Source organism: Acidobacteriota bacterium (genome assembly GCA_039683095.1).
Classification (GTDB): Bacteria; Acidobacteriota; Aminicenantia; order Aminicenantales; family Saccharicenantaceae; genus RBG-16-66-30.
In genome coordinates this window covers 34,526-60,556 of record JBDKSB010000003.1, presented here as the reverse complement: position 1 = coordinate 60,556, position 26,031 = coordinate 34,526, and the positions used below count along the sequence as shown (strand labels likewise).

The window sequence follows — 26,031 nt, the reverse complement described above, 5'->3', positions numbered from 1 at the left end:
TCTCCTCAGACCCGCCGGCGGCGGCGGACGCGGCACCCGTTGTGCGGGATGGGCGTCACGTCCTTGATGGACTTGATCTCCAGGCCGGCGGCTTGCATGGCCCGGATGGACGACTCGCGCCCGGCGCCGGGGCCCTTGAGCCGGACGTCGACGTAGCGGACGCCGTACTCCCGGGCCTTGGTCGCGGCGTCCTTGGCCGCGAGCTGGGCGGCGAAGGGCGTGCCCTTGCGGGCGCCCTTCATCCCCGACGTGCCGCCGCTGGCCCAGACGACCGTGGCGCCGACATGGTCGGTGATGGTGATGATCGTGTTGTTGAAGGTGGACTGGATGTGGGCCACCCCGAACCCGATCTCGCGGCGGGCTTTCTTCTTCTTGGCAGTGGTTTTTGGCGGCATGGCGGCTGGCCCTCCTTACGCTTTCTTCGCTTCTTTGAGCTTCTTGATCCGCTGCCCCTTGACCCCCTTGCGGGTCCGGGCGTTGGTCTTGGTCCGCTGGCCCCGGACCGGCAGTTTCTTCTTGTGCCGGAGGCCGCGGTAGCAGCCGATGTCGACCAGCCGCTTGATGTTCATGGTGACCTCCTTGCGGAGGTCGCCCTCGATCTTCTCCCGTTTCTCGATGATCTGCCGGATCTTGTTGACCTCGTCCTCGGTCAGGGCCTTGACCTTCTTGTTCTTGTCGATCTTGGCCTCGTCGAGGAGCTGGCGGCTCTTGGACCGGCCGATCCCATAGATGTAGGTCAGGCCGATCTCGATGCGCTTGTCCGGCGGGAGGGTGATGCCTGCGATTCGTGCCATGGAATTACCTCGTTTATCCCTGTTTTTGTTTGTGCCTCGGGTTGGAGCAGATGACCCGCACCACGCCCTTGCGCCGGACGATCTTGCAGTTCCGGCAGATCTTCTTCACGGAGGCTTTGACTTTCATCGTCCCGTCCTTTTATTTGAATCGATAGGTGATCCGGCCCTTGGTCAGGTCGTAGGGCGACAGCTCGAGGAGGACCCGGTCGCCGGGCAGGATGCGGATGAAGTGCTTGCGCATCTTGCCGGAGATGTGGGCCAGGATGACGTGCTTGTTCTGGAGCTCCACCCGGAACATGGCGTTCGGCAGGGTCTCCAGGACCACGCCCTCGGCTTCGAACATGTCCTGTCTAGGCATGCGGTCCCTCCTTGGGGAGGCGCGTCCCCGGCCGGGCGCTGAGGATCTCCGGGCCGTTCTCGGTCATGGCCACGGTATGCTCGTAGTGGGCCGACAGCCGATGGTCCCGGGTGACGGCCGTCCAGCCGTCCTCGAGGATCTCGACCTCGTAGGTGCCCGCGGCGATCATCGGCTCGATGGCCAGGGTCATCCCCGGCTTGATCCTGGGGCCGCGGCCAGGCGCCCCGAAGTTCGGGACCTGGGGCTCCTCGTGGAGGGCCCGGCCGATGCCGTGACCGACGAACTGGCGGATGACCGAGAAGCCCTCGCTCTCGACCGAGGCCTGGATGGCCGCCGAGACGTCCGACAGCCGGTTGCCCTCCCTCATCTGCTCCAGGCCCTTGGCGAAGGAACGCTCGGCCGCGGCGATCAGGGCCAGGGCCTCGGTCGAGACCCGGCCGACCGGCGCCGTCAGGGCCGAGTCGCTGTAGAAGCCCTCGTAGAGGACGCCGAAGTCCAGGCTGACGATGTCGCCTTCCTGAAGGATGCGCCCCGAGGGGATGCCGTGGATGACCTCTTCGTTGACCGAGATGCAGACCGAGGCCGGATAGCCGCGGTAGCCCTTGAAGGCCGGCGCCGCGCCGAGCTCCCGGGTCCGCTTCTCCGCGTAGAGGTCGAGGTCGCGCGTCCGGATGCCGGGCCGGATGAGCGGCTCGAGCTCGCCGAGGACCGCGGCGGCGATGCGGCCGCTCTGCCGCATGGCCTCGATCTCGGTCGCGGACTTGTAGGTGATCATGCGCCCTTCCCCTCCCCGGCCGCCGGGCGGCCGAGCTCGGCGTCGAGGACGCGCCGGACCTCGCGGACGACCGCTTCGGCCGGGCCGTCGCCGTCGATCCTGTGGAGATGGCCCCTGGCCGCGTAGCGGGCGACCAGAGGCTCGGTCTTGGCATAGTGGGTCTTGAGCCGCTCGCGGATGATCTCCGGCTTGTCGTCGTTGCGCTGGACCAGGGCCGCGCCGCAGAGGTCGCAGATGCCGGCCGTTCTGGGCGGCCTGTTGACGAGATGGTAGATGGCCTCGCAATCCGGGCAGATCCGGCGGTGGGTCAGCCGCTCCATGACGACGTCGTCGGTGACCCGGAGGTCGATGACGATCTCCGGCCCCGGCAGGCCGGCGGCGTCGAGGCGGTCGGCCTGGGTCACGTTCCGGGGGAAACCGTCGAGGACGCAGCCGTCACGGCAGTCGTCCTTGGCCAGACGCTCGCGGAGCAGGGCCATCACCGTGTCGTCGTCGACCAGGTTGCCCTTGCCCATCTGGGCCGCAGCGACCAGGCCGAGGGGGGTCTTGTCCCGGACGGCCTCGCGGAGCAGGTCGCCCGTGGCGACCTTGGGCCAGCCGTAGGCCGCGCGCAGGGCTTCGGCCACGGTCCCCTTCCCGCTTCCTGGCGCGCCCAGGAGGATGATCCTCATCCGCGCCTCCCGCGGATCCGGCTCCGGCGCATGAACCCGTCGTAGTGGCGCATGACCAGCTGGGCCTCGATCTGCTGCATCGTGTCCATGGCCACGCCCACGACGATCAGGATCGACGTGCCGCCGAACATGAAGTCGATGCCCATGCCCTGGGTGATGAACTTGGGCATGTTGGCCTCGAGCCAGGGGCCGATCCAGGGCAGGCCCTGGACCTTGAAGCCGGTCAGCAGGAACTCGGGCAGGATGGCCACGACCGCCAGGTAGATGGCGCCGGCCAGGGTGATCCGGCTGAGGACCTCGTCGATATAGTCGGAGGTGTTCTTGCCCGGCCGGATGCCGGGGATGAAGCCGCCGTACTTGCGGAGGTTGTCGGCCACGTCGACCGGGTTGAAGATGATCGAGATGTAGAAGTAGGTGAAGAAGATGATGGAGGCGACGTAGATCAGGTTGTAGAGCGGCATGCCCATGCCGAACTGGTCCGAGATGGCCTTGGCCCAGGGCGCCTTGATCAGGCTGGCCGCCGTCGCCGGGATGCTGATGACCGAGGCGGCGAAGATGATCGGGATGACGCCGCCGGTGTTGACCCGGAGCGGCAGGTGCGTGCTCTGCCCGCCGTAGACCTTCCGGCCGACGACGCGCTTGGCGTAGGAGACCGGGATGCGGCGCTGGCCGCGCTCGACGAAGACGATGAAGGCGACGACCGCGATCATCAGGGCGGCCACGAAGATCATCTTCAGGGGATCCATGTTCCCCGTCCGCAGGCCCGCGACCAGCCGCCCGAGGTTGCTCGGGAAGGCGACGACGATGCCGGCGAAGATGATGAGCGAGATGCCGTTGCCGATGCCCCGCTCGGATATCTGCTCGCCCAGCCACATGACGAAGACGGTCCCCGTCGTCAGGGTCAGCACGGTCAACAGCTTGAAGCCCCAGCCGGGGTTGAGGACGACGTGGGCGCCGGCCGGCGTCGTCAGGGCCTCGAGGAAGATGGCGATGCCGATGGCCTGGATCAGGCAGATGACGATCGTGCCGTAGCGGGTGTACTGGGTGATCTTCTTCCGCCCCAGCTCGCCCTCCTTGGACAGGCGCTCGAGGTAGGGCCAGACGACCGTCAGCAGCTGGAGGATGATCGAGGCCGAGATGTAGGGCATGATGCCCAGGGCGAAGATGGTCATCCGGGACATGTTCCGGCCCGAGAACAGGTCGATGAAGCCGAGAAGGGAGCCCTTCTGGCTCTGCCAGAACTCGGCCAGGGCCGAGGCGCTCAAGCCCGGATTGGGGATGACGCCGCCGGCCCGGTAGACCGCGAGCAGGAGAAGGGTGAAGATGACCCTCTTCCGCAGCTCGGGGACGCTGAATATGTTGCGGATGCTGTCTAACATTAGTCTTTCCCGATGACGACGGCCTTGCCGCCCTTGGCCTCGATCTTCTGGACGGCCGAGGCGGAGAACTCGTGCGCCTTGACGGTCTTGGCCGAGGCCAGGTCGCCGCGGCCGAGGACCTTGACCCGGTCGGCCGCGCTGCGGATGAGGCGGTGCTCGGCCATCTCGGCCGGCCCGATCTCGTCCTTGCGCAGCTTGGCCAGGCGGTCGAGGTTGACGACCGCGATCTCCTCGCGGAAGATGTTGGTGAAGCCGCGCTTGGGGATGCGCCGGGTCAGGGGCATCTGGCCGCCCTCGAAGCCGCGCTTGCGGGAATAGCCGCTGCCCTGGAGCTGTCCCTTGCTGCCCGCCCCGGCGGTCTTGCCGAGGCCGGAGCCGGGCCCTCGCCCGACGCGCTTGCGCGCCTTCCGCGATCCGGGGGCCGGTTTGAGGTTGCTCAGGTTCATGGTTTCTCCACCGCTTCCACCTTGAGGGCGTGAACGATCTTGCGGATCATGCCGCGGACCGCGGGCGTGTCGACCAGGACCGCGCTCGACTGGGGTTTCCGCAGGCCGAGGCCCCGGGCCGTCTGCCGCTGTTCCGGCGGGTAGCCGATGAGGCTGCGAACCAAGGTGACCCGGACGAATGGGCCTTCAGCCGGCTTCTTCGCGCCCCGGGCCGCCTTGACGGGCTTCTTGACGCTTTCGCTCATAACGCACCTTTCGCTTTGCCGCGGATCCTGGCCACGTCCTCGGGGTTGCGGATGTGGCGCAGTGCGTCCAGGGTCGCGTTGGCGACGCTGATGGGGTTGCTGCTGCGGAGGGACTTGGTCAGGATGTCCCTGATCCCGGCCAGCTGCATGATGACGCGGACGGCGCCGCCGGCGATGACGCCGGTGCCTTTCGAGGCCGGGCGCAGGACGACCAGGCCCGCGCCGTCGATGCCCTTGACCAGGTGCGGGATGGTCGTCTCGGCCAGGGGCACCCGGATCATGCTCTTGCGGGCCGCCTCGACGCCCTTGGCGATGGCCTGCGGCACTTCGCGGGCCTTGCCCTTGCCGATGCCGACCCGGCCCCGCTGGTCGCCGACGGCGACCAGGGCCGAGAAGCTCAGGTTCTTGCCGCCCTTAACGACCTTGGTTACCCGGCGGATGGAGATGACCTGGTCCTTGAGCTCCTGGCCATCTTCGTCGAGGACCCCGACTTTCCTTTGGTGTCTGCGATCGTCCACGTTGCTGTCTCCTTGTTCGTCCGTCCGCTCAGAACTGGATGCCTTCCTTACGGATGGCGTCAGCCAGGGTCTTGACCCGCCCGTGATACGGGTGGGTGCCGCGGTCGAAGACGACCTTCTCGATCTTGGCCGCCTTGAGCCGCTGGCCGAGGATCTGGCCGAGCAGGCCGCAGGCGTCCTTGTTCTTGGTCCCCTTGGCCTTGGCCCGGAACTCTTTCTCCAGGGTCGAGGCCGTCAGGAGAACCGTCCCCTTCCGGTCGTCGATGACCTGGGTGTAGACGTAGGCGTTGCTCTTGAACACGTGCAGACGGGGCCGCTCCGGCGTGCCCTGGACCCGCTCGCGGATCCGCTTCCGGAGCCGGTCGTCCCGGACCTTTCTTTCGCTGGTCTTGTCTTTAAGCACCGGTCACTCCCGCTTTTCGTTCTTTTTTGATGAGCCGCTCGCCGAGGTAGCGGACGCCCTTCTGCTTGTAGGGGTCCGGGATGCGCAGGCTCTTGATGTCGTCGGCCACCTGCCCGACCTTCTGCCGGTCGATGCCCCGGACGGTCAGCAGCGTGGGCTTCTCGGCGACGATCTCGACGCCCGCCGGGATCTCGTAGGAGATCGGCCGGGAATAGCCCAGGCTGATCTCGAGCCTGCCCTTCTCGATCTTGGCCTTGTAGCCGACGCCGACGATCTCGAGCTGCTTGACGTAGCCCTCGGTGACGCCGACCACGGCGTTGTGGGCCAGGGCCCGGCCGAGGCCGTGGTTGGCCCGCGACGTCTTGCTGTCGTCGGCCCGGCTCAGGACCAGGCTCGACCCTTCCAGGGCGGCCGTGATGCCCGGCTGGAGCGGCGTCTCGAGCTTGCCCTTCTTGCCCTCGAACTCGATCCGGTCCGGGTGGACCGTGACCTTCACGCCCGCCGGAATGGCGATGGGTTTCTTCCCGACTCTCGACATGATGCTTCCTCTCCCCGCCTACCAGATGCTGCAGAGGACTTCGCCGCCGACCCCGGCCTCTTCGCAGGCGCGGCCGGTCATGACGCCGCGGGACGTCGAGACGACGACCAGGCCCAGCCCGTCCAGGGCCTTGGGCACGGAGTCGCGCGTGCAGTAGATCCGGCAGCCCGGGGTGCTGACCCGCTTGAGGCCGCTGATGACGCTGCGGTTGTCCTCGGTGTACTTGAGCGTCACGTTGAGGATCCCCTGCTTCTTGTCGTCGAGGACCTTGTAATTCTTGACGTAGCCCTCTTCCTTGAGGATCTTGACGACCTCGATCCCCAGCCGGAAGGACGGCATGTTGACTTCCCGCTTCTTGGACTTCACGCCGTTGCGGATCCGGGTGAGCAGGTCAGATAACGAATCCATGGGTGTTCCTTTCTCCGATCTCACCAGGACGACTTGGTCACGCCCGGGATCTCGCCCTTGAGGGCCAGCTCGCGGAAGCAGAGGCGGCAGAGATCGAACCTCCGATAATAGGCCCGCGGCCGTCCGCAGAGACGGCAGCGGTGCCGGATCCGGATGGCGTACTTGAGGGGACGGACCATCTTGGCCTTGCGCGCTTTGGTTGCCATATCGACCTCGCTTCTCAGGATTCCCGGAACGGCATGCCCAGGTGCTTCAGGAGGGCCAGGGCCTCCTTGTCGGTCCGGGCCGTCGTGACGATGGTGATGTTCATGCCCCGGGGCCGCTCGACCTTGGTGTAGTCGATCTCGGGGAAGACCAGCTGGTCGCGCATCCCCAGGGTGTAGTTGCCCCGGCCGTCGAAGGACGTGGCCGGGACGCCGCGGAAGTCGCGGACCCGCGGCAGGACGATGTTGACCAGCCGGTCGAGGAACTCGTACATCCGCTGGTTGCGGAGGGTGACGTAGCAGGCGATCGCCTGGCCCTTCCTCAGCTTGAAGGCCGAGATCGATTTCTTGGCCCGGCCGATGCCCGGTAGCTGGCCGGTGATCTGGGCCAGCTCGGCCTTGGCCGTGTCGAGGAGCTTGATGTTGCCGATGGCGTCCCCGGCCCCGACGTTGACGATGATCTTCTCGAGCCGGGGCACGGCCATGATATTCTTGATCCCGAGCTCCTCTTCGAGCGCGGGGACCACGTCCTTGCGGTACTTGTCGTATAAGCGGCTCATGGGCGTTTCCTCACTTGGCCTTTTCGATCAGCGTATCGCAGCGGTGGCAGTAGCGGTCCTTGGACCCGTCCTCGTGCCGCCGGCTGCGGGCCCGGACGCCCTGGCCGCACTCGGCGCAGTAGAGCATGACGTTGGACACGGCGATGGGGGCTTCCTTCTCCATGACCCCGCCCTGCTGGTTCTTGCTGCGGTCGGCCTTGACGAAGTGCTTGACGAAATTGACCCGTTCGACGATGACCCGGTTGGTCTCGGGGATGAGCTTCAGGACCTTGCCCTGCTTGCCCTTGTCCTTGCCCCGGATGACGACGACCAGGTCGTTCTTCTTGAGCGCGATCTTGGACATCAGAGGACCTCCGGCGCGAGGGAGACGATCTTCATGAACTTCCGCTCGCGCAGCTCGCGGCCGACCGGCCCGAAGACGCGCGTCCCGACGGGCTCCCCCGCCTTGTCGATGATGACCGCGGCGTTGTCCTCGAAGCGGATATAGGAGCCGTCCTTGCGGCGGACCTCCTTGCGCGTCCGGACGACGACGGCCCGGATGACCTTGCCCTTCTGGATCTTGCTCTCGGGGTCGGCTTCCTTGACCGTGGCCGAGACGACGTCGCCGATCCGGGCGATGTGGCCGACGGCCCCGCCGATCGGCGTGATCGCCTGGATCCGCCGGGCGCCGGAGTTGTCGGCGACCTTGAGCATCGTGCGCATCTGGATCATCGGGGTTCTCCCGTCTTCGTCTCCGCCGGCGCCTCGGCGGCCGGGGCTTCAGCGGCCGGGGCTTCCGCGGCCGGCGCCTTGGGGGCCGGGGCCTCGACGATCGGGGTCTCCACGATCGCGCTGGCCGTCAGTTCGGGCGTCAAGCCGATGACGGCCAGGACGCGCCAGCGCTTGGTCCTGCTGATCGGCCGCGTCTCGATGATGCGGACGACGTCGCCGACCTTGCAGGCCTCGGCCTCGTCGTGGACCAGGAAGGTCTGCTTCCGGCGGATGATCTTCCGGTACAGGGGGTGGCGGATCTGCCGCTCCACCTGGACCGTGACCGTCTTCTTCATCTTCTTGGCGACGACGGTCCCGACCTTGGTGGTCTTCCGGGCTTTCGTGGGGGTATCCATGGGCTACTCCGCGGGCGTCGCCCGGTTCAAGATGGTCTTGATGCGGGCGATGTCCCTCTTGATGGACTTGATCTTCATCGGGCTCTCGAGCTGGCCCAGGGATTTCTGGAAGCGGAGCTTGAAGAGCTGATCGACGAGCTCCGACTCCCTGTGCTTCAGCTCTTCGTTCGAGAGTTCTCTGAGTTCCTTGATCTTCATCTGAGCTCCCTCATTTCCCGGGAGATGAAGCGCGTCTTGATCGGCAGCTTATGGCCGGCCAGGCGCATGGCCTCCTGGGCCTCGGCCAGGTCGATGCCCTCGATCTCGAACAGGATCTTGCCCGGGCGGATGACGTCGACCCAGAACTCGGGATCGCCCTTGCCCTTGCCCATGCGGACCTCGGTCGGCTTCTTGGTGACCGACTTCCAGGGGAAGGTCCGGATCCAGAGCTTGCCTTTCCTCTTCATATGCCGGGTGATGGTGATGCGGCCGGCCTCGATCTGCCGGGAGGTCAGCCACCCGGGCTCGAGGGCCTGGAGCCCGTAGGCCCCGAAGGTCAGCGTGCCGCCGCGCAGGGCCGTGCCGCGCATGCGCCCCCGCTGCTGCTTGCGGTATTTGACTTTGGCGGGCATCAACATGGCTAGATCTCCTCGACCTCGGCCATCTGGGAGGTCATCTTGGGCTTCTCCACGTCGGCCCGGTAGACCCAGACCTTGATGCCGATCTGCCCGTAGGTCGTGAAGGCCTCGGTGAAGGCGAAGTCGATGTCGGCCCTGAGGGTCTGCAGCGGGAGCTGGCCCTTGAGGTACCACTCGGACCGGGCGATCTCGACGCCGCCGAGCCGGCCGGCGCACATGACCTTGATGCCCTTGGCCCCCATCTTGAGGGCGAACTCGACGGCCTTGCGCATGGCCCGGCGGTAGGCGATCCGCTTCTCCAGCTGGACGGCGATGCTCTCGCCCACGAGCAGAGCGTTGAGCTCGGGCTTGTCGACCTCGCGGATGTCCACGTAGACGTCCCGCTTGGCGATCGTCTCGAGGTAGGCCTTCAGGCTCTCGATCTCCTTGCCGCCCCGGCCGATGATGATGCCGGGCCGGGCGGTGTGGATGATGACCCTGATCTTCGGCCCGACGCGCTCGACGTCGACGCCGGCGATGCCGGCGTGGAAGTACTTCTCCTTGATGGCCTTCTTCATCCTCAGGTCTTCATGGATGAGGCGGGCGTAGTCCGGGCCCTTGGCGAACCAGCGGGACGTCCACGGCTTGTTGAAGCCGAGCCGGAATCCGTACGGGTGAGTTTTCTGTCCCACGGTCATCTCCCCTTTTCGTCGAGATAGATATGGACGTGGCTGGTCCGCTTCTGGATGCGGTAGGCCCGTCCCTGGGGCGCCGGGCGGATGCGCTTGGCCATCGGCCCGCCGTTGATCTGGATGTGCGAGATGTAGAGCGTATCGACATCGACGTTCGGCGACTTCTGCTGGGCGTTGGCGATGGCCGAACGCAGGACCTTCTCGAGGATGGCGCCGATCTTCTTGCGCTCGCTGAAGCGCAGGATGGTCAGGGCCTCGCCGACGTACCGGTCGCGGACCTGGTCGGCGACGAGCCGGCCCTTCTGGGGGCTCATGCGCACGAACCGGGCGATGGCATGGGCGAGCGGGGGCTGGGGCTGGGCGTTCATTTCTTCTCCACCTTCAGCTGCTTGGCCGTCTTCGACGTGTGGCCTTTGAAGTGGCGCGTCGGGGAGAACTCGCCGAGCTTGTGCCCGACCATGTTCTCGGTGACGAACACCGGGATGAACTTCCGGCCGTTGTGGACGCCGATGGTCATGCCGACCATCTCGGGGATGATCGTCGACCGACGGGACCAGGTCTTGATGACCTGGCGCTTGCCCGCCGGCGTCGACAAAGCCTGGACCTTTTCGAGGAGGTGCCCGTCGATGAAGGGGCCCTTGTTCAGCGATCTGCTCATGGTTACTTGCTCCTGCGCCGGACGATGAAGGCCTGGGTCCGTTTGTTCTTCCTGGTCTTGAAGCCCTTGGTCGGGATGCCCGTCGGGCTGACCGGGTGCCGGCCGCCCTTGGCCTTGCCCTCGCCGCCGCCGTGCGGATGGTCGATGGGGTTCATGGCCGTGCCGCGGACGTGGGGCCGGATGCCCTGCCAGCGGCTCCGGCCAGCCTTGCCGATGCTGATGTTCGAGTGGTCGGCGTTGCCGATCTGGCCGATCGTCGCCCGGCAGTCCAGGTGGACCTTGCGGATCTCCGACGAGGGCAGCCGGACCTGGGCGTAGTCCCCTTCCTTGGCCAGGATCTGGGCGCCGGCCCCGGCCGACTTGGCAACCTGGCCGCCCTTGTCTTTCCGGAGCTCGATGTTGTGGATGACCGTGCCGAGCGGGATGAACCGCAGCGGCATGGCGTTGCCCGGCAGGATGTCGGCCTGGCGGTCGGTCGAGACGACCTCCTGCCCGACCTGGAGCCCCGCCGGGTAGATGATATAGCGGCGCTCGCCGTCCCGGTAGCGCACGAGCGAGATGAAGGACGAGCGGTTCGGATCGTATTCGACGGTCTCGACCGTGCCCGGGATGTCGATCTTGTCCCGCTTGAAGTCGATCATGCGGTAGAGCTGCTTGTGCCCGCCGCCGCGGTTGCGCATCGACAGATGGCCGCGGCTGTCGCGCCCGCCGGACTTGGACAGGGACGTGAGCAGGGGCTTGTACGGGGTGTCCCCGCTCAGCTCGTCGTAGCGGTTGCCCGTCCTGTGGCGCAGGCCGGGTGTCATTGGCCGGTATGTTTTGATGCCCATGTTATGCCGCCTCGAAGTATTCGATCGGCTTCTCGCCCTCGCGGAGCCGGACGTAGGCCTTCTTCCAGTCCCTCGTGCGCCCCGCGTTGCGGCCGACCCGGCGGACCTTGCCCGCCTTGGCCTGGGTCCGGACCTCGGCCACGTGGGTCTTGAACAGGTGCTCGATGGCCCGCTTGATCTCGATCTTGTTGGCGTTCCGGGCGACCTCGAAGCAGATGACGCCGCTCTCGGACTTGAGCCGGGTCGTCTTCTCCGTGATCACCGGACGCAGGATGATTTTGTGGGGGTCTTTGATCACGACAGTTTCTCCAGGACGGCCTCGAACGCCCGCCGGCTGAAGACGACGGACTTGTGGGCGAGGACGTCGTAGATGTTGAGGCCGGCGACATCGACCGCTTTGACCCGGGGCAGGTTCCGGACCGCCCGGAAGAGGTGAGCGTTGTCGGGCAGGTCGACGAGGAGGGCCGAGCCCAGCTTGTAGGCCTTGAGCAGGGCCACGGCCTCCTTGGTCCTGGGCTCCTTGACGTCGAGGTCGCTGGCGACGAGGAGCTCGCCGGCGGCGTGCTTCTGGGCCAGGGCCGAGAGCAGGGCGCCCCGGCGGGCCTTCTTCGGCAGCTCGTAGGAATAGTCGCGGGGCTGCGGCCCGAAGACCGTCCCGCCCTTCTTCCAGAGAGGTGAGCGCGTGCTGCCGACGCGGGCCCGGCCGGTGCCTTTCTGCCGCCACGGCTTCTTGCCGCCGCCGCTGACGAAGGCCCGGGTCTTGGTGGCCGCCGTGCCCTGGCGCTGGTTGGCCTGGTAGTTGACGACGGCTTCGTAGATCAGGTGGTCCTTGGCCCGCCCGCCGAAGACGGCGTCGGGCAGGTCCACCTGCGCGGCCGTCTGGCCGCTGCGGTCGATGATGTCGAGTTTGGCCATGGTGCCCTCTTTCCCGTTCATTTCGCCCGCGCGGGGGCCGGCGCGGCCTTGCGGACCAGGACGTAGCCCCCCTTGGCGCCGGGCACGGCGCCCTTGACGATGAGGAGGTTCTGGTCCTTGTCCGTGGCGACGACCGTGAGCTTGCGGACCGTGACCCGGTCGTGGCCCATGTGGCCGCCCATGCGCATGCCCTTGATGACCCGCGAGGGATAGGACGAGGCGCCGATCGAGCCGGGCGCGCGGTGGAACATGGAGCCGTGGGCGGCGCCGCCCCCGGCGAAGTGGTGGCGCTTGACGACGCCGGCGAAGCCCTTGCCCTTGCTCGTCCCGATGATGTCGATCGTCTCGCCGACCTCGAAGATGTCGACCAGGACCTGGTCCCCTTCCTTGACGGCGGCGAGATCGGAGCAGCCGACCTCCTGGAGCTTCTTGACCACGGGGACGCCGGCCTTCTTGAAATGCCCGGACTGGGGCCTGCGCGGCCGGGCGACGGCCCGCTCCTCGACGAAGCCGAGCTGGACGGCCGTGTAGCCGTCGGTCTCGTCCGTCTTCTTCTGGATGATCGTGCACGGCCCCGCCTTGAGGACGGTGACGGGGACGACGTTGCCGGCGTCGTCGAACTGCTGGCTCATGCCGATCTTCTTGGCGATCAGTCCCTGGATCATGGTCATTCTCCCGTCCCGGAGGCCTGGATCTCGACGTCGATCCCGGCCGGCAGGTCGAGCTTCTGGAGCTCCTCGATCGTCTCGTTGTTGTATTCGCTGATGTCGATGAGCCGCTTGTGGATCCGCATCTCGAAGTGCTCGCGCGACTTCTTGTCGACGTGCGGGGAACGGAGGACGCAGAACTTGTGGATGCGCGTCGGCAGGGGGATGGGGCCGGCGACGCTGGCGCCGGTCCGTTTCGCCTTGATGACGATGTCCTTGACGGACTGGTCGAGCAGGCGGTGATCGAAGCTCTGTAAGCGGATTCTGATCTTTTCCATCGTTCGTTCCTCTGTTATCCCTCGGGCTCTCCCGGGCCACGCGGCCCGCGGACCCTCGGCGGCCTCGCTGTTACTCGATGATCTCGGTGACGGTGCCGGCGCCGACCGTCCGGCCGCCCTCGCGGATGGCGAAGCGGAGGGCCTTCTCCATGGCCACGTCGGTGATCAGCTCGATCTCCAGGTTGACGGAGTCGCCGGGCATGACCATTTCGACGTTGTCAGGCAGCTTGACGGAGCCGGTGACGTCGGTCGTCCGGAAGTAGAACTGCGGCCGGTAGCCCTTGAAGAACGGCGTGTGCCGCCCGCCCTCTTCCTTGGTCAGGGCGACGACCTGGGCCCTGAACTTCCGGTGCGGCGTGATGGACCCGGGCTTGGCCAGGACCTGGCCGCGCTCGACCTCGTCCTTGCCGACGCCGCGGAGCAGGGCCCCGATGTTGTCGCCGGCCTGGGCCTGGTCGAGGAGCTTGCGGAACATCTCGACGCCCGTGACGACGGTCTTGCGGGTCGGGCGGAGCCCGACGATCTCGCACTCGTCGCCGACCTTGACGACGCCGCGCTCGACCCTGCCGGTGACGACGGTGCCGCGGCCGGTGATCGAGAAGACGTCCTCGATGGCCATCTGGAACGGCTTGTCGACCTCGCGCTGGGGCTCGGGGATGTAGTCGTCCATGGCCTTGACCAGCTCCCAGATGGGCTTGGCGCCCTCGCCGGCCGGGTCTTCCAGGGCCTTGGTGGCGCTGCCGCGGATGACCGGGACCTTGTCTCCGGGGAAGTCGTACTTCGAGAGCAGCTCGCGCACCTCGAGCTCGACCAGGTCGAGGATCTCGGGATCGTCGACGAGGTCGCACTTGTTCATGAAGACGACGATGGCCGGCACGTTGACCTGGTGGGCGAGCAGGATGTGCTCACGGGTCTGGGGCATGGGGCCGTCGGCGGCGGACACGACCAGCACGGCGCCGTCCATCTGGGCCGCGCCGGAGATCATGTTCTTGATGTAGTCGGCGTGGCCGGGGCAGTCGATGTGGGCGTAATGCCGCTTCTCGCTCTCGTACTCGACGTGGCTCAGGGCGACCGTCAGGATCTTCGTCGCGTCGCGGCGGAACATCTTGGCGTCGGCCTTGGCGACGTCGTCGTAGCTCTTGGCCTGGGCCAGGCCTTTGGTCGCCAAAACCTTGGTAATGGCGGCCGTCAGCGTCGTCTTGCCGTGGTCGATATGACCGATCGTACCGACGTTGACATGGGGTTTCGTCCTCGCAAACTTTTCTTTCGCCATCGCTCACCTCCTGTATGGCTTACTAACTCCAAACGCTTCCTAGGCGTCGGCCCGGAACGGCATGCGGCCCTCGATCCGGGCGACGATCTCGTCCTGGACGCCCTGGGGCGTCCGGTCGTACCGCGCGAACTCCATGACGAAGACGCCGCGGCCCTGGGTCAGGGTCCGGAGCGCCGTCGCGTAGCCGAACATCTCGGCCAGGGGGACATGGATCATGATGACGCGTGAGCCGCTGCGCATCTCCATGCCCTCGATCTTGCCCCGCCGGGCGTTGATGTCGCCGACGACGTCGCCCAGATATTCGTCGGGGGCGACGATCTCGAGCTTCATCAGCGGCTCCAGCAGCGCCGGGGCGGCCTTCCTGGCGGCCTCGCGGAAGGCCAGGGAAGCCGCGATCTTGTAGGCGACCGGCGCCGCGTCGACGTCGTGGGTCGAGCCGCCGACGAGGGCGGCCCGCAGGTCGGTCACCGGGAAGCCGGCCACGACGCCCGCCTCGCAGGCCTCGCGGGCGCCGTTCTCGATGTCGCCGATGAACTCGCGCGGGATGACCCCGCCCCGGGTCCGGTCGACGAACTCGAAGCCGCGGCCCCGGTCGAGGGGCTCGAGCTTGAGGACGACATGGCCGTACAGGCCCTTGCCGCCGGCCTGGCGGATGTACTTGCCCTCGCCCTCGGCCTCGGCCTGGATGGTCTCTTTATAAGCGACCTGGGGCTTGCCCAGGTTGGCCTTGACGCCGAACTCGCGCTCCATCCGGTCCATGACGATCTCGAGGTGCAGCTCCCCCATCCCCCGCAGGAGCGTCTGGCCCGTCATCGGGTCCTGGCTGACCTTGAGGGTCGGGTCCTCGCGGACGAGCTTGGCCAGGGTCGTCGCCAGCTTGGGGTGGTCAGCCTTGGTCTTGGGCTCGATGGTCGCCGAGATGACCGGCTCCGGGAAGCGGATGGACTCGAGGACGATGGGATGGCTCTTGAGGCAGAGCGTGTCCCCCGTCGAGATGTTCTTCATCGAGCCCATGGCCGCGATGTCCCCGGCGTAGACCTCCTTGATCTCCGTCCGCTTGTTGGCGTGCATCTCGAGCAGGCGGGAGAGCTTCTCCTCCTCGCCCTTGGTCGAGTTGTAGACGGCCTGCCCGACCTTGGCCTTGCCGGAGTAGACCCGGAAGTAGGCCAGGCTGCCCAGGAACGGGTCGTTGGCGATCTTGAAGACCAGGCCGGAGAACGGGGCCTCGTCCGAGGCCGGCCGCGTCTCCTCGGCCATCGTCTTGGGGTGATGCCCGACGACCGGCCGGATGTCGGCCGGCGAGGGCAGGTAGTCGACGACGGCGTCGAGCAGCGGCTGGACGCCCTTGTTGCGGAAGGCGGCCCCGTAGAGGACGGGGACGAAGTCCTGGGCCAGGGTGGCCCGGCGGACGGCGGCGCGCAGCTCCGGCGCAGGCACCTCGATCCCGTCGAGGTACTTCGCCATCAGGGCGTCGTCGTGCTCACTCAGCATTTCCAGCATGTCCTGTCGCTTCCGTTCGACTTCCTCGCGCTCTCCGTCCGCGACCTCGCGGACGACATAGTCCGTCCCCAGGATGTCTTGACCCCAGTCATAGACCTTGCGGTCGATGAGGTCGATCACGCCGCGGAATCCGTCCTCCCTACCCAGGGGGATCTGGACCGGCAGAGGCTTGGCCGCCACCCGCGTCCTCAGCATGAGGACCGCCCGTTCGGGGTCCGCGCCGACCCTGTCCATCTTGTTGATGAACACGATCCGCGGCACCCGATACTTATCGGCCTGGCGCCACACTGTCTCGGACTGCGGTTCGACGCCGCCAACTCCACACAGTATGGCTATCGCGCCGTCGAGCACTCTCAGGGAGCGCTCGACCTCCGCGGTGAAATCCACGTGACCGGGCGTATCGATGATATTGATACGGTGGTCACGCCAGGCGCACGTCGTCGCGGCCGAGGTGATGGTGATCCCGCGCTCCTGCTCCTGGACCATCCAATCCATCACGGCCGTTCCGTCGTCCACCTCGCCAATCTTGTAGGTCATACCCGTGTAAAAGAGCATCCGCTCGGTCGTGGTCGTCTTGCCGGCGTCGATATGGGCCATAATGCCGATGTTCCGTACTCTCTCGACCGGGTATGACCGCATAAACAGTTCGCTCCATATCGACCCAAATCACAGACCGAGCTCTTTCTTGAAGACTACCATTTATAATGAGCGAAGGCCCGGTTGGCCTCCGCCATCTTGTGCGTATCCTCGCGCTTCTTGACCGCGCCGCCGCGGTTGTTGATCGCGTCGATGATCTCGGCGGAGAGCTTCTCCTGCATGCTCTTGCCGCCCCTCTCCTTGGCGTACTTGACCAGCCAGCGGAAGCCCAGGGAATAGGACCGCCCCGGCGCGACCTCGATGGGGACCTGGTAGTTCGCGCCGCCGACGCGCCGCGACTTGGTCTCGAGGAAGGGCCGGACGTTCTCCAGGGCCTTCTCCAGGACCTTGAGCGGGTCTTCCTTGGTCTTGGCCTTGAGGATGTCCATCGTGCCGTAGACCACCCGTTCGGCCGTCGTCTTCTTCCCTTTGCGCAGGAAGAGATTGATGAACCGGGCGACCACCGAGCTGTTGTAGATGGCGTCGACCGGCGTTTTGCGCTTCTTGATGGTTCCGCGTCTCGGCATGGGAAATGCTCCTGGCCTTAGGCCGCCACCCGCTTCTCTTTCGGTCTCTTGGCCCCGTAGCGGGAGCGGGCCTTGCAGCGGTTCTGGACCCCTTCGGCGTCGAGCGTGCCGCGGATGATGTGGTAGCGGACGCCGGGCAGGTCCTTGACGCGGCCGCCCCGGATCATGACGATCGAGTGCTCCTGGAGGTTGTGGCCGATGCCGGGTATGTAGCCCGTGACCTCGATGTTGTTGGTCAGGCGGACGCGGGCGACCTTGCGCATGGCCGAGTTCGGCTTCTTCGGGGTCGTCGTGAACACCCGGGTGCAGACGCCCCGCTTCTGAGGGCAGGCGTCGAGGGCCGGAGACTTACTCTTGTATTTCTTGGGCGTTCGCCCCTTGCGGATGAGCTGGTTGACGGTCGGCAATGAAAAATACTCCTCTACACAAGATTTCTCAAAAGGTTTTATTCATCCCCAGGGGGATAGCCCGAGACGAATGGTGCGATATTAGCAAAATTTGTCCATCCTGTCAAGGAATTTACGGACTTGTCGTTCTCCCGGGCTCAGGCGTCCGGCAGGACCTCCTCCTCTTCCTTCTCGGCCAGGAGCGGCTGCATTTCTTCCTTCAGCTCGACGTTCCGGTAGAACTTGTAGCCCGTTCCGGCCGGGATGAGCCGTCCCATGATGATGTTCTCTTTCAGCCGGCGGAGGTAGTCGACCTTCCCGTACAGGCAGGCCTCGGTCAGGACCCGGGTGGTCTCCTGGAAGGAGGCGGCCGAGATCCAGCTGTCCGTGCTCAGGGCGCTCTTGGTGATGCCCAGGAGGAGCGGCCGGGCCTTGGCCGGCTTGCTTCCCTTCTTCATGACCTTCTCGTTCTCGGCCTGGAAGACGAACTTGTCGACCTGCTCGTCGATCAGGAACTCGGTGTCCCCGACTTCCTCGACCTTGACCCAGCGCAGCATCATCCGGATGATCGTCTCGATGTGCTTGTCATTGATGGCCACGCCCTGGAGCCGGTAGACGGCCTGGACCTCCTTGAGGAGGTACTCGGCCAGCTCCTTCTCGCCGAGAACGCGCAGAATGTCGTGCGGATTGACCGGCCCGTCCATGAGGGCGTCGCCGGCCCGGATGCGCTCGGCGTCGGAGACGCTCAGGTGGGCGCCCTTGGGGATGAGGTATTCCTTCTCGCCGCCGCGCTCGTTGCGGACGGTGATCTTGCGGTAGCCGCGGACGAGGCCGCCGATCTGGACGGTGCCGTCGATCTCGCTGATGACGGCCGGCAGCTTGGGCCGCCGGGCCTCGAACAGCTCCTCGGCCCGGGGCAGGCCGCCCGTGATGTCCTTGGTGCGGGCCGCCTCGCGCGGGATCTTGGCCAGGACGTCGCCGGCGAAGACCGCCTCCGCGTCCTTGATCTCGAGGTTGGCCCCCGAGGGCAGGAAGTACTTCCGCAGGAGGACCGGCCGGCCCTTGTCGTCGGTCCGCTTCGGATCGACGATCTCGACCTGGGGCTGGAGCTTCTCGTCCTTGGGGTCAATGATGACCTGGGTGATCAGGCCGGTGAACTCGTCCTGGACCTCCTCCATGCTGACGCCGAGGACGACGTCGTGGAAACGGACCGCGCCCGACTCCTCGGTCAAGATGAAGGTGTTGAAGGGGTCCCACTCGGCGAAGGCCTGGCGGGACTTGATCTCCTGGCCTTCGGGGACGAGGATGCGGGCGCCGTAGGGCACCTGGTAGTGCTCGACCTCGCGGCCGCGGTGGTCGAGGACGGCGATGTTGGCGCTGCGGTTGACGACGATGAGCGTGCCTTCCTTGTTCGCGACCGCCTTGAGGTTGTTGAACTTCAGGACGCCCTCGTTCTTGGCCTCGATCTTGGACCGCTCGGCACCGCCCATGGCGATGCCGCCGACGTGGAAGGTGCGCATGGTCAGCTGGGTGCCGGGCTCGCCGATCGACTGGGCGGCGACGATGCCGACGGCCTCGCCGAGCTCGACCATCTTGCCGGAGGCCGGCGAGCGGCCGTAGCAGAGCTGGCAGATGCCGCGCTTCGCTTCGCAGCTCAGGACCGAGCGGATCTTGACCCGCTCGATGCCGAGGTCCTGGAACTGTTGGGCGATCTTCTCGGTGATCTCGCCGTTCATTTCGACGATGACCTCGCCCGTGTCGGGGTGAACGACCTGCTCGAGGGCGACGCGCCCGACGATCCGGTCGAGGAACGGCTCGATGATCTCGCCGTTCTCGACGATGGCCGAGACGTTGATGCCCTTGAGCGTGCCGCAGTCGTGCTCGTCGACGATGACCTCCTGGCAGACGTCGACGAGCTTGCGGGTCAGGTAGCCCGAGTTGGCCGTCTTGAGGGCCGTGTCGGCCAGGCCCTTGCGGGCGCCGTGGGTCGAGATGAAGTACTGGAGGACGTTCAGGCCCTCCCGGAGGTTGGCCGTGATGGGGGTCTCGAGGATCTCGCCCGAGGGCTTCGACATCAGGCCGCGCATGCCGGCCAGCTGGCGGATCTGCTGCTTGTTGCCGCGCGACCCGGAGTCGGCCATGACGTAGAGCGGGTTGAGCTCCTTGCCCTCGAGGCTGATGCGCTTCATCTCCTCGATCATGGCGCTCGAGACCTTGTCCGTGACCGTGCCCCAGATCTCGACGACGCGGTTGAAGCGCTCGCCCGAGGAGATGGTGCCGTCGCGGTAGAGGTTCTCGATGGCCTGGACTTCGCGCTCGGCCTTGTCGACCAGGGCCTTCTTCTCGCCGGGGATGACGAAGTCGTCGATGCCCAGGGAGAAGCCCGCCCGGGTGGCGTAGGTGAAGCCGAGCTGCTTCAGGGCGTCGAGCATCTGGACGGTCGGCTGGAGGCCGACCTTGAGGTAGGTGTAGAAGACGAGGTTCTCCATGCCCTTCTTGCGCAGCACCCCGTTGACGAAGGGGTGGCCCTTGGGCAGGACCCCGTTGAAGATGATGCGGCCGGGGGTCGTCTCGACCAGCTCGTTCTTGAAGGACTGGACCGGGCAGGTCATGACGCCCTGGTCGTCGTAGTAGGTGGCCAGGTTCATGAACGGCCCGCTGAAGCGCAGCTTGATGATGCTCTGGAGGGCGACCTCGCCGGCCTCCATGGCCAGCAGGGCGGCCTCGGGCGAGCCGAAGATGCGGCCCTCCCCTTTCAGCCCCTTCTTCTCGAGGGTCAGGTAGTAGCAGCCGAGGACCATGTCCTGGCTGGGGATGGTCAGCGGCCGGCCGTGGGCGGGCGACAGGATGTTGTTGGTCGAGAGCATCAGGGTCTGGGCCTCGATCTGGGCCTCGACCGAGAGCGGGATGTGGACGGCCATCTGGTCGCCGTCGAAGTCGGCGTTGAACGCGGCGCAGACGAGCGGGTGGATCTGGATGGCCTTGCCCTCGACGAGCAGGGGCTCGAAGGCCTGGATGCCGAGCCGGTGCAGGGTCGGCGCGCGGTTGAGGAAGATCGGGTGCTCGCGGACGACCTCCTCGAGGTAGTCCCAGACCTCGGGCCGCTCCTGCTCGTGCCATTCCCGGGCAACCTTGACGCTGGGGACGAGGCCCTCCTTCTCGAGCTTGTTGAAGATGAAGGGCTTGAACAGCTCCAGGGCCATCTTCTTGGGCAGGCCGCACTGGTTGAGCTTGAGCTCGGGGCCGACGACGATGACCGAGCGGCCCGAGTAGTCGACGCGCTTGCCCAGCAGGTTCTGGCGGAAGCGGCCCTGCTTGCCGCGCAGGGCCTCGCTCAGCGACTTGAGCGGCCGGCGGTTGGCGCCGAGGTGGACCCGGCCCCGCTTGCCGTTGTCGAACAGGGCGTCGACGGCCTCCTGGAGCATCCGCTTCTCGTTGCGGATGATCAGCTCGGGGGCCTTGAGCTCGATGAGCTTCTTGAGCCGGTTGTTGCGGTTGATGACCCGGCGGTAGAGGTCGTTCAGGTCCGAGGTGGCGAAGCGGCCGCCGTCCAGGCGGACGAGGGGCCGCAGGTCGGGCGGGATGACGGGGATGACGTCGAGGACCATCCACTCCGGCCGGTTGCCGGAGCGCTTGAGGGCCTTGAAGACGCGGAGGCGCTTGGCGTAGCGGAGCTTGCGCTGCTGGGACGTCTCCTTCTTCATAAGCTTGCGCAGGCGGTCGGCCTCCTTCTGGATGTTGATCTTCACGAGGAGGGTCTTGATGGCCTCGGCGCCGATGGAGGCCTCGAACTTGTCGCCGTACTTCTCCTGGGCGTCCTTGTACTCCTCCTCGTTGAGAAGCTGCTTCTCCTTGAGCGGCGTGTCGGCCGGGTCGATGACGATGTAGGACTCGAAGTAGAGGACCTTCTCCAGGTCCTTGATGGACAGGTCGAGGACGAGGCCGATGCGGCTCGGCGGGCTCTTGAAGAACCAGATGTGGGCCACGGGCGAGGCCAGCTGGATGTGGCCCATGCGCTCGCGGCGGACCTTGCTCTTGGTGACCTCGACGCCGCAGCGCTCGCAGATGATGCCCCGGTACTTCATCCGCTTGTACTTGCCGCAGAGGCACTCATAGTCGTTGATGGGCCCGAAGATCTTGGCGCAGAACAGGCCGTCCTTCTCGGGCTTGAAGGTCCGGTAGTTGATCGTCTCCGGCTTGGTCACCTCGCCCCAGGACCAGCTCTTGATCTTGTCCGGCGAGGCGATGCTGATCCGGACCCGGTCAAACTCGGGCCGCGGCCGGGGAGCCGTGGTGATCGGAGGTCGAATGTCCATTAGGCTTCTCCTTTGCCCGGCTGGGGCACGGCGATGCCCCAGGGGAGCATCTCGTCCTTCTCGCCCTTCTCCAGCTCCACGTTCAGGCACAGGCTCTGGAGTTCGCGGATGAGTACGTTGACCGATTCGGGGAGGCCGGGCGTGAAGTCGAGGTCCCCCTTGACGATGGCTTCGTAGATCTTGGCCCGGCCCTCTACGTCGTCGGACTTGACCGTCAGCAGCTCCTGGAGGCAGTAGGCGGCGCCGTAGGCCTCGAGGGCCCAGACCTCCATCTCGCCGAAGCGCTGGCCGCCGAACTGGGCCTTGCCGCCGAGCGGTTGCTGGGTGATGAGGGAGTACGGGCCGGTCGAGCGGGCGTGGATCTTGTCGTCGACGAGGTGAAAGAGCTTCATCATGTAGATGTAGCCGACGGTCACTTCCTGGTCCAGGAACTCGCCGGTGACGCCGTCGTAGAGCGGCGTCTTGCCGGTCTCCGGCAGGCCGGCCTTCTTGAGGAGCTGCTTGATCTCGGTCTCGCTGGCCCCGTCGAAGACCGGGGTGGCCATCCAGAACCCGAGGGTCCGCGCGGCCCAGCCGGCGTGGGTCTCGAGGATCTGGCCGACGTTCATTCGGGACGGGACGCCGAGCGGGTTGAGGACGATCTCGACCGGCAGGCCGCTGGGCAGCCGGGGCATGTCCTCCTCGGGCACGATCTTGGCGACGATGCCCTTGTTGCCGTGGCGGCCGGAGACCTTGTCGCCGACCGACAGGCGCCGCTTCATGGCGATGAAGACCTTGATCGACTGGATGACCCCGGGAGAAAGCTCGTCGCCTTTCTTGAGGTTCTCGACCTTCTCCTTGAAGATACCGCGGAGGGCCTCGATCTGGCGCTTGACCTTCTTGTCGAGGTCCTTGATCTCGCGGTCGCGGGCCTCGTCGTCGTTGAGCTTGAGCTTGAGGACGTCCTCGAACTCGAGGGACTCGAGGACCTTGTCGGTCAGCTTGGCGCCCTTCTCCAGGCTCAGGTCCTCTAGCTTCTGGGCCTTCTCGACGGTCGAACCCTTGAGCAGGGCCCGGACCTTGTCCCACTTCTCGTGCTCCATGATCAGGATCTCGTCGTCGAGGTTGCGCTTGAGCGTCCCGATCTCGTCCTTCTCGATGGCCTTGGCCCGGGGCCCCTTCTCGATGCCCCGGCGCGAGAAGATGCGGACGTCGATGATCGTGCCCTCGACGCCGGGCGAGCAGTAGAGGGAGGCGTCCTTGACGTCCAGGGCCTTCTCCCCGAAGATGGCCTTGAGCAGCTTCTCCTCGGGCGACAGCTGCGTCTCGCCCTTCGGCGCGACCTTGCCGACGAGGATGTCGCCGGACTTGACGTGGGCGCCGATGCGGACGATGCCGTTCTCGTCGAGGTTGCGGAGCAGGTTCTCCGGGACGTTGGGGATGTCGCGGGTGATCTCCTCGGGGCCGAGCTTGGTGTCGCGGGCCTCGATGGTCTCCTCGACGATATGGAGGGAGGTGAAGGCGTCGTCCTTGATGAGCTTCTCGCTGACGATGATGGCGTCCTCGTAGTTGTAGCCGCGCCAGGGCATGAAGGCGCAGAGGACGTTGCGGCCGAGGGCCAGCTCGCCCCCGTCGGTGCAGGAGCTGTCGGCCAGGACCTGGCCGCGGGCGACCTTGTCGCCCTTGCGGACGATGGGCCGGTGGTTGGTCGAGGTGTTCTGGTTGGTCCGCAGGAACTTGGTCAGGGTGTAGAGGTCGGTGCCGACGTCGTAGCCCCGGCCGCCCTCCTTCTCGTCGACGCGGACGATGATCCGCTCGGCGTCGACGAAGCCGACCGTGCCGCTGCGCTTGCAGACGACCACGTCGCCGGAGCCGACGGCGACCAGGTCCTCGATGCCGGTGCCGACCAGGGGGGCCTCCGGCCGGATGAGGGGCACGGCCTGGCGCTGCATGTTCGAGCCCATCAGGGCCCGGTTGGCGTCGTCGTGCTCGAGGAACGGGATCAGGGCCGCGGACAGGGAGACGAGCTGCTTGGGCGAGACGTCGATGTAGTGGATCTGCTCGCGGGGGATGTTCTTGAAGTTGCCCTTCTCGCGGGCGCTGACGAGGTCGTTCAGGAACCGGCCGCGCTCGTCGACGGGGGCGTTGGCCTGGGCGATGTTGTATTTCTCCTCTTCCCAGGCCGTCAGGTAGTAGCAATAGGGCTCGACCGTCGGCAGGCGGCGGGCTTTCTCGGCCTTGAGCCGCTCGACGACCTTGGCCATCTCGTCCTTCTTGACGACGTCGCCGATCTTGTACTCGCTGCTGCCGGGGTGGAGGACCTGGACGAAGTCGATGATGCGGCCGCTGTCGACCTTGCGGTAGGGGGTCTCGATGAAGCCGTACTCGTTGACCCGGGCGAAGCAGCTGAGCGAGGAGATCAGGCCGATGTTCGGGCCTTCAGGCGTCTCGACCGGGCAGATGCGGCCGTAGTGCGAGGTCTGGATGTCGCGGACCTCGAAGCCGGCCCGCTCGCGGCTGAGGCCGCCGGGGCCGAGGGCCGAGAGGCGGCGCTTGTGGGTGATCTCGGCCAGGGCGTTGATCTGGTCCATGAACTGGGAGAGCTGGGAGCTGCCGAAGAACTCCTTGAGGGCGGCGATGACCGGCTTGGAGTTGATGAGGTCCTGGGGCATGGCCGCCGCCAGGTCCGCGGTGATGGTCATCTTCTCCTTGATCGTCCGCTCCATGCGGGTCAGCCCGATGCGGAAGGCGTTCTCGACCAGCTCGCCGACCGAGCGGACGCGCCGGTTGCCGAGGTGGTCGATGTCATCGACCGCGCCCTCGCCGAAGCGCAGGTTGAGCAGGTACTTGAGGACTTCGACGTAATCCTGCTTGCCGAGGGTCTTCTCCTCGAGCGGCGTCTCTAGGCCGAGCTTGATGTTGAATTTCAGCCGGCCGATGCGGGAGAAGTTGTATTTCTGGGGATTGAAGAACAGGCTCTGGAACAGGTTGTGGGCGCTCTCCTGGGTGTGGGGCTCGCCGGGCCTCAGCTTGCGGTAGATCTCGCCGAGGGCCGAGGGCGTGTCCTTGCGCAGGTCCTTCTTGAGCGTCGTGCTGATGATCAGGCCGGCCCGGTCCTCCTCGGGATAGAAGACCTCGAAGGGCTCGCCCCGGGCCGTCAGGATCTCGAGCGAGGTGTCTTCGATGGGCTCGTTGGTCCGGACCTTGCCCTTGATGGCGGCCAGGGAATAGGCGCCGATGATGTCCTTCTTGCTGACGGGGACGCGGCTGACGCCGGCTTCCTTGAGGGCGGCCAGCGTCTCGGCGGTCAGTTTCTTCTTGGCCGGGGCCAGGACCTTGCGGCCCTTGGCGTCCATGACGTCCTCGGCCGGGGTCCGGCCGAGGAGGCCGTCCCCGACCTCCCAGAACAGCTTGCCGTCCTCGACCACGACCTTGGCGACCTTGTGGAAGAGCCGGAGGATCTCCTCGTCGCTGCCGTAGCCGAGGGCCCGGAGGAAGACGGTGGCCAGGAACTTCTTCTTGCGGTCCAGGCGGACCCAGAGCAGGTTCTTGGCGTCGTGCTCGAACTCGACCCAGGCGCCCCGGTACGGGATGATCTTGGCGATATAGAAGCCCTTGGTCTCGGCCTGGCGGAAGAACACGCCCGGCGAGCGCTGGAGCTGGCTGACGACGACCCGCTCGATGCCGTTGAAGATGAACGTGCCCTTGTCGGTCATGAGCGGGATGTCGCCGAAATAGACTTCCTGCTGCTTGATGTGCTTGAGCCGCTTGGCCTTGGTCGTGGCGTCCTTGTCCCAGGAAACGAGCTGGACCTTGAGCTTGAGGGGGATGGAATAGGTGTAGCCCTTCTGGATGCACTCCATCGGGGTGTACTTGATCCGCAGCCCGACGCGGTCGCCGCAGTGCTCGCAGAGCGGCAGCTCGATCTTCCGGGCCGCGCCGCAGAACGGGCAGACCTCCTTCTCGGAGATCTCCATGTCCGCGGGGAGCAGGGTCTGGCAGGCCGTGCACTTGGCCCGGGAGTTCTCGACCCCCTTGAGCCGCCCGCACTTGCATTCCCACGTCCCGATCGAGTAGCTCAGGAATTCGAGCTCCGTCGTCTCCTTGAAATCGGAGATCGGGAAGACATCCTTCAGCGCGGCCTGGAGGCCGGCGTCCTTCCGCTCCTCGGGCATGAGATCCATCTGGAGGAAATCGCGGTAGGACTGCGTCTGGATGTCCAGAAGGTCCGGCATCGGGAAGACCGCCTTGATCTTCGAGAAGTCGACCCTCTCGCGGTACGGTTGTCTAGGTTCTTTGGCCATTCTGTCTCACTCTCACGCAGAGATCGAGTG

Annotated in this window: 34 protein-coding genes; all 34 read right to left on the bottom strand. The window is 66.1% G+C overall.

Features of this window, described 5'->3' with window-relative positions:
- Positions 1-5 precede the first annotated feature (5 nt).
- A complete protein-coding gene (rpsK, locus tag ABFD52_03870; protein MEN6559894.1) occupies positions 6-395 on the bottom strand; it encodes a 30S ribosomal protein S11 in 390 nt (129 codons plus the stop codon).
- Positions 396-410: 15 nt separating this feature from the next.
- A complete protein-coding gene (rpsM, locus tag ABFD52_03865; GenBank protein ID MEN6559893.1) occupies positions 411-794 on the bottom strand; it encodes a 30S ribosomal protein S13 in 384 nt (127 codons plus the stop codon).
- 13 nt (positions 795-807) lie between these two features.
- Complete coding sequence (gene rpmJ / locus ABFD52_03860) at positions 808-921, bottom strand: 50S ribosomal protein L36 (protein ID MEN6559892.1); 114 nt, start codon at positions 919-921, stop codon at positions 808-810.
- Between the two features lie 12 nt (positions 922-933).
- The gene (gene infA / locus ABFD52_03855; GenBank protein MEN6559891.1) at positions 934-1,152 is read right to left on the bottom strand and encodes a translation initiation factor IF-1; all 219 of its coding nucleotides are present in this window, start codon (positions 1,150-1,152) and stop codon (positions 934-936) included.
- The gene (map, locus tag ABFD52_03850) at positions 1,145-1,927 is read right to left on the bottom strand and encodes a type I methionyl aminopeptidase (protein ID MEN6559890.1); all 783 of its coding nucleotides are present in this window, start codon (positions 1,925-1,927) and stop codon (positions 1,145-1,147) included. The genes infA and map overlap by 8 nt, the downstream gene beginning before the upstream one ends.
- Entirely contained in the window at positions 1,924-2,598 is a 675-nt protein-coding gene (locus ABFD52_03845) for a nucleoside monophosphate kinase (GenBank protein ID MEN6559889.1), read from the bottom strand. Before ABFD52_03845 ends, map begins: the two co-directional genes overlap by 4 nt.
- Positions 2,595-3,977: a preprotein translocase subunit SecY gene (secY, locus tag ABFD52_03840; protein ID MEN6559888.1), complete on the bottom strand. Its 1,383-nt coding sequence runs from the start codon at positions 3,975-3,977 to the stop codon at positions 2,595-2,597. Before secY ends, ABFD52_03845 begins: the two co-directional genes overlap by 4 nt.
- Complete coding sequence (rplO, locus tag ABFD52_03835) at positions 3,977-4,423, bottom strand: 50S ribosomal protein L15 (GenBank protein MEN6559887.1); 447 nt, start codon at positions 4,421-4,423, stop codon at positions 3,977-3,979. The genes secY and rplO overlap by 1 nt, the downstream gene beginning before the upstream one ends.
- Entirely contained in the window at positions 4,420-4,587 is a 168-nt protein-coding gene (gene rpmD / locus ABFD52_03830; protein MEN6559886.1) for a 50S ribosomal protein L30, read from the bottom strand. The genes rplO and rpmD overlap by 4 nt, the downstream gene beginning before the upstream one ends.
- 77 nt (positions 4,588-4,664) lie before the next feature.
- Positions 4,665-5,186 carry a 30S ribosomal protein S5 gene (rpsE, locus tag ABFD52_03825; protein MEN6559885.1) on the bottom strand — a complete coding sequence of 174 codons (522 nt, stop codon included), beginning with the start codon at positions 5,184-5,186 and terminating at the stop codon, positions 4,665-4,667.
- Between the two features lie 28 nt (positions 5,187-5,214).
- Positions 5,215-5,589, bottom strand: a complete 375-nt coding sequence (rplR, locus tag ABFD52_03820; protein MEN6559884.1) for a 50S ribosomal protein L18 — start codon at positions 5,587-5,589, stop codon at positions 5,215-5,217.
- Complete coding sequence (gene rplF, locus ABFD52_03815; protein ID MEN6559883.1) at positions 5,582-6,127, bottom strand: 50S ribosomal protein L6; 546 nt, start codon at positions 6,125-6,127, stop codon at positions 5,582-5,584. The genes rplR and rplF overlap by 8 nt, the downstream gene beginning before the upstream one ends.
- Positions 6,128-6,145: 18 nt before the next feature.
- Positions 6,146-6,535 (bottom strand): 30S ribosomal protein S8, encoded by a 390-nt coding sequence (gene rpsH / locus ABFD52_03810; protein MEN6559882.1) that lies wholly within the window; start codon positions 6,533-6,535, stop codon positions 6,146-6,148.
- A gap of 20 nt (positions 6,536-6,555) precedes the next feature.
- On the bottom strand, positions 6,556-6,741 hold the full coding sequence (locus tag ABFD52_03805; protein ID MEN6559881.1) for a type Z 30S ribosomal protein S14: 186 nt from the start codon (positions 6,739-6,741) through the stop codon (positions 6,556-6,558).
- A 14-nt stretch (positions 6,742-6,755) separates the two neighbouring features.
- Positions 6,756-7,298 (bottom strand): 50S ribosomal protein L5, encoded by a 543-nt coding sequence (gene rplE, locus ABFD52_03800; GenBank protein MEN6559880.1) that lies wholly within the window; start codon positions 7,296-7,298, stop codon positions 6,756-6,758.
- 10 nt (positions 7,299-7,308) lie between these two features.
- On the bottom strand, positions 7,309-7,641 hold the full coding sequence (gene rplX, locus ABFD52_03795; protein MEN6559879.1) for a 50S ribosomal protein L24: 333 nt from the start codon (positions 7,639-7,641) through the stop codon (positions 7,309-7,311).
- A complete protein-coding gene (rplN, locus tag ABFD52_03790) occupies positions 7,641-8,009 on the bottom strand; it encodes a 50S ribosomal protein L14 (GenBank protein ID MEN6559878.1) in 369 nt (122 codons plus the stop codon). Before rplN ends, rplX begins: the two co-directional genes overlap by 1 nt.
- The gene (gene rpsQ / locus ABFD52_03785; protein MEN6559877.1) at positions 8,006-8,404 is read right to left on the bottom strand and encodes a 30S ribosomal protein S17; all 399 of its coding nucleotides are present in this window, start codon (positions 8,402-8,404) and stop codon (positions 8,006-8,008) included. Before rpsQ ends, rplN begins: the two co-directional genes overlap by 4 nt.
- Before the next feature lie 3 nt (positions 8,405-8,407).
- Positions 8,408-8,602, bottom strand: a complete 195-nt coding sequence (gene rpmC / locus ABFD52_03780; GenBank protein ID MEN6559876.1) for a 50S ribosomal protein L29 — start codon at positions 8,600-8,602, stop codon at positions 8,408-8,410.
- Positions 8,599-9,021 carry a 50S ribosomal protein L16 gene (gene rplP / locus ABFD52_03775; GenBank protein MEN6559875.1) on the bottom strand — a complete coding sequence of 141 codons (423 nt, stop codon included), beginning with the start codon at positions 9,019-9,021 and terminating at the stop codon, positions 8,599-8,601. Before rplP ends, rpmC begins: the two co-directional genes overlap by 4 nt.
- A gap of 2 nt (positions 9,022-9,023) precedes the next feature.
- The gene (gene rpsC / locus ABFD52_03770; GenBank protein MEN6559874.1) at positions 9,024-9,692 is read right to left on the bottom strand and encodes a 30S ribosomal protein S3; all 669 of its coding nucleotides are present in this window, start codon (positions 9,690-9,692) and stop codon (positions 9,024-9,026) included.
- Positions 9,693-9,694: 2 nt separating this feature from the next.
- Entirely contained in the window at positions 9,695-10,060 is a 366-nt protein-coding gene (gene rplV, locus ABFD52_03765) for a 50S ribosomal protein L22 (GenBank protein MEN6559873.1), read from the bottom strand.
- On the bottom strand, positions 10,057-10,350 hold the full coding sequence (gene rpsS / locus ABFD52_03760) for a 30S ribosomal protein S19 (GenBank protein MEN6559872.1): 294 nt from the start codon (positions 10,348-10,350) through the stop codon (positions 10,057-10,059). The genes rplV and rpsS overlap by 4 nt, the downstream gene beginning before the upstream one ends.
- Before the next feature lie 2 nt (positions 10,351-10,352).
- On the bottom strand, positions 10,353-11,180 hold the full coding sequence (rplB, locus tag ABFD52_03755; protein ID MEN6559871.1) for a 50S ribosomal protein L2: 828 nt from the start codon (positions 11,178-11,180) through the stop codon (positions 10,353-10,355).
- A 1-nt stretch (position 11,181) separates the two neighbouring features.
- Positions 11,182-11,475: a 50S ribosomal protein L23 gene (locus tag ABFD52_03750; protein MEN6559870.1), complete on the bottom strand. Its 294-nt coding sequence runs from the start codon at positions 11,473-11,475 to the stop codon at positions 11,182-11,184.
- Positions 11,475-12,095 (bottom strand): 50S ribosomal protein L4, encoded by a 621-nt coding sequence (rplD, locus tag ABFD52_03745; GenBank protein MEN6559869.1) that lies wholly within the window; start codon positions 12,093-12,095, stop codon positions 11,475-11,477. The genes ABFD52_03750 and rplD overlap by 1 nt, the downstream gene beginning before the upstream one ends.
- A gap of 17 nt (positions 12,096-12,112) precedes the next feature.
- Positions 12,113-12,766, bottom strand: a complete 654-nt coding sequence (rplC, locus tag ABFD52_03740; GenBank protein MEN6559868.1) for a 50S ribosomal protein L3 — start codon at positions 12,764-12,766, stop codon at positions 12,113-12,115.
- Complete coding sequence (gene rpsJ, locus ABFD52_03735; protein ID MEN6559867.1) at positions 12,763-13,080, bottom strand: 30S ribosomal protein S10; 318 nt, start codon at positions 13,078-13,080, stop codon at positions 12,763-12,765. Before rpsJ ends, rplC begins: the two co-directional genes overlap by 4 nt.
- A gap of 70 nt (positions 13,081-13,150) precedes the next feature.
- The gene (tuf, locus tag ABFD52_03730) at positions 13,151-14,353 is read right to left on the bottom strand and encodes an elongation factor Tu (GenBank protein MEN6559866.1); all 1,203 of its coding nucleotides are present in this window, start codon (positions 14,351-14,353) and stop codon (positions 13,151-13,153) included.
- A 39-nt stretch (positions 14,354-14,392) separates the two neighbouring features.
- Entirely contained in the window at positions 14,393-16,492 is a 2,100-nt protein-coding gene (gene fusA / locus ABFD52_03725; protein ID MEN6559865.1) for an elongation factor G, read from the bottom strand.
- Between the two features lie 53 nt (positions 16,493-16,545).
- The gene (gene rpsG, locus ABFD52_03720; GenBank protein MEN6559864.1) at positions 16,546-17,016 is read right to left on the bottom strand and encodes a 30S ribosomal protein S7; all 471 of its coding nucleotides are present in this window, start codon (positions 17,014-17,016) and stop codon (positions 16,546-16,548) included.
- A gap of 17 nt (positions 17,017-17,033) precedes the next feature.
- Entirely contained in the window at positions 17,034-17,423 is a 390-nt protein-coding gene (gene rpsL / locus ABFD52_03715) for a 30S ribosomal protein S12 (GenBank protein ID MEN6559863.1), read from the bottom strand.
- Positions 17,424-17,560: 137 nt separating this feature from the next.
- Positions 17,561-21,718, bottom strand: coding sequence for a DNA-directed RNA polymerase subunit beta' (gene rpoC / locus ABFD52_03710; protein MEN6559862.1), 4,158 nt, complete (start codon positions 21,716-21,718; stop codon positions 17,561-17,563).
- Entirely contained in the window at positions 21,718-26,001 is a 4,284-nt protein-coding gene (gene rpoB / locus ABFD52_03705) for a DNA-directed RNA polymerase subunit beta (protein ID MEN6559861.1), read from the bottom strand. Before rpoB ends, rpoC begins: the two co-directional genes overlap by 1 nt.
- Positions 26,002-26,031: the final 30 nt, after the last annotated feature.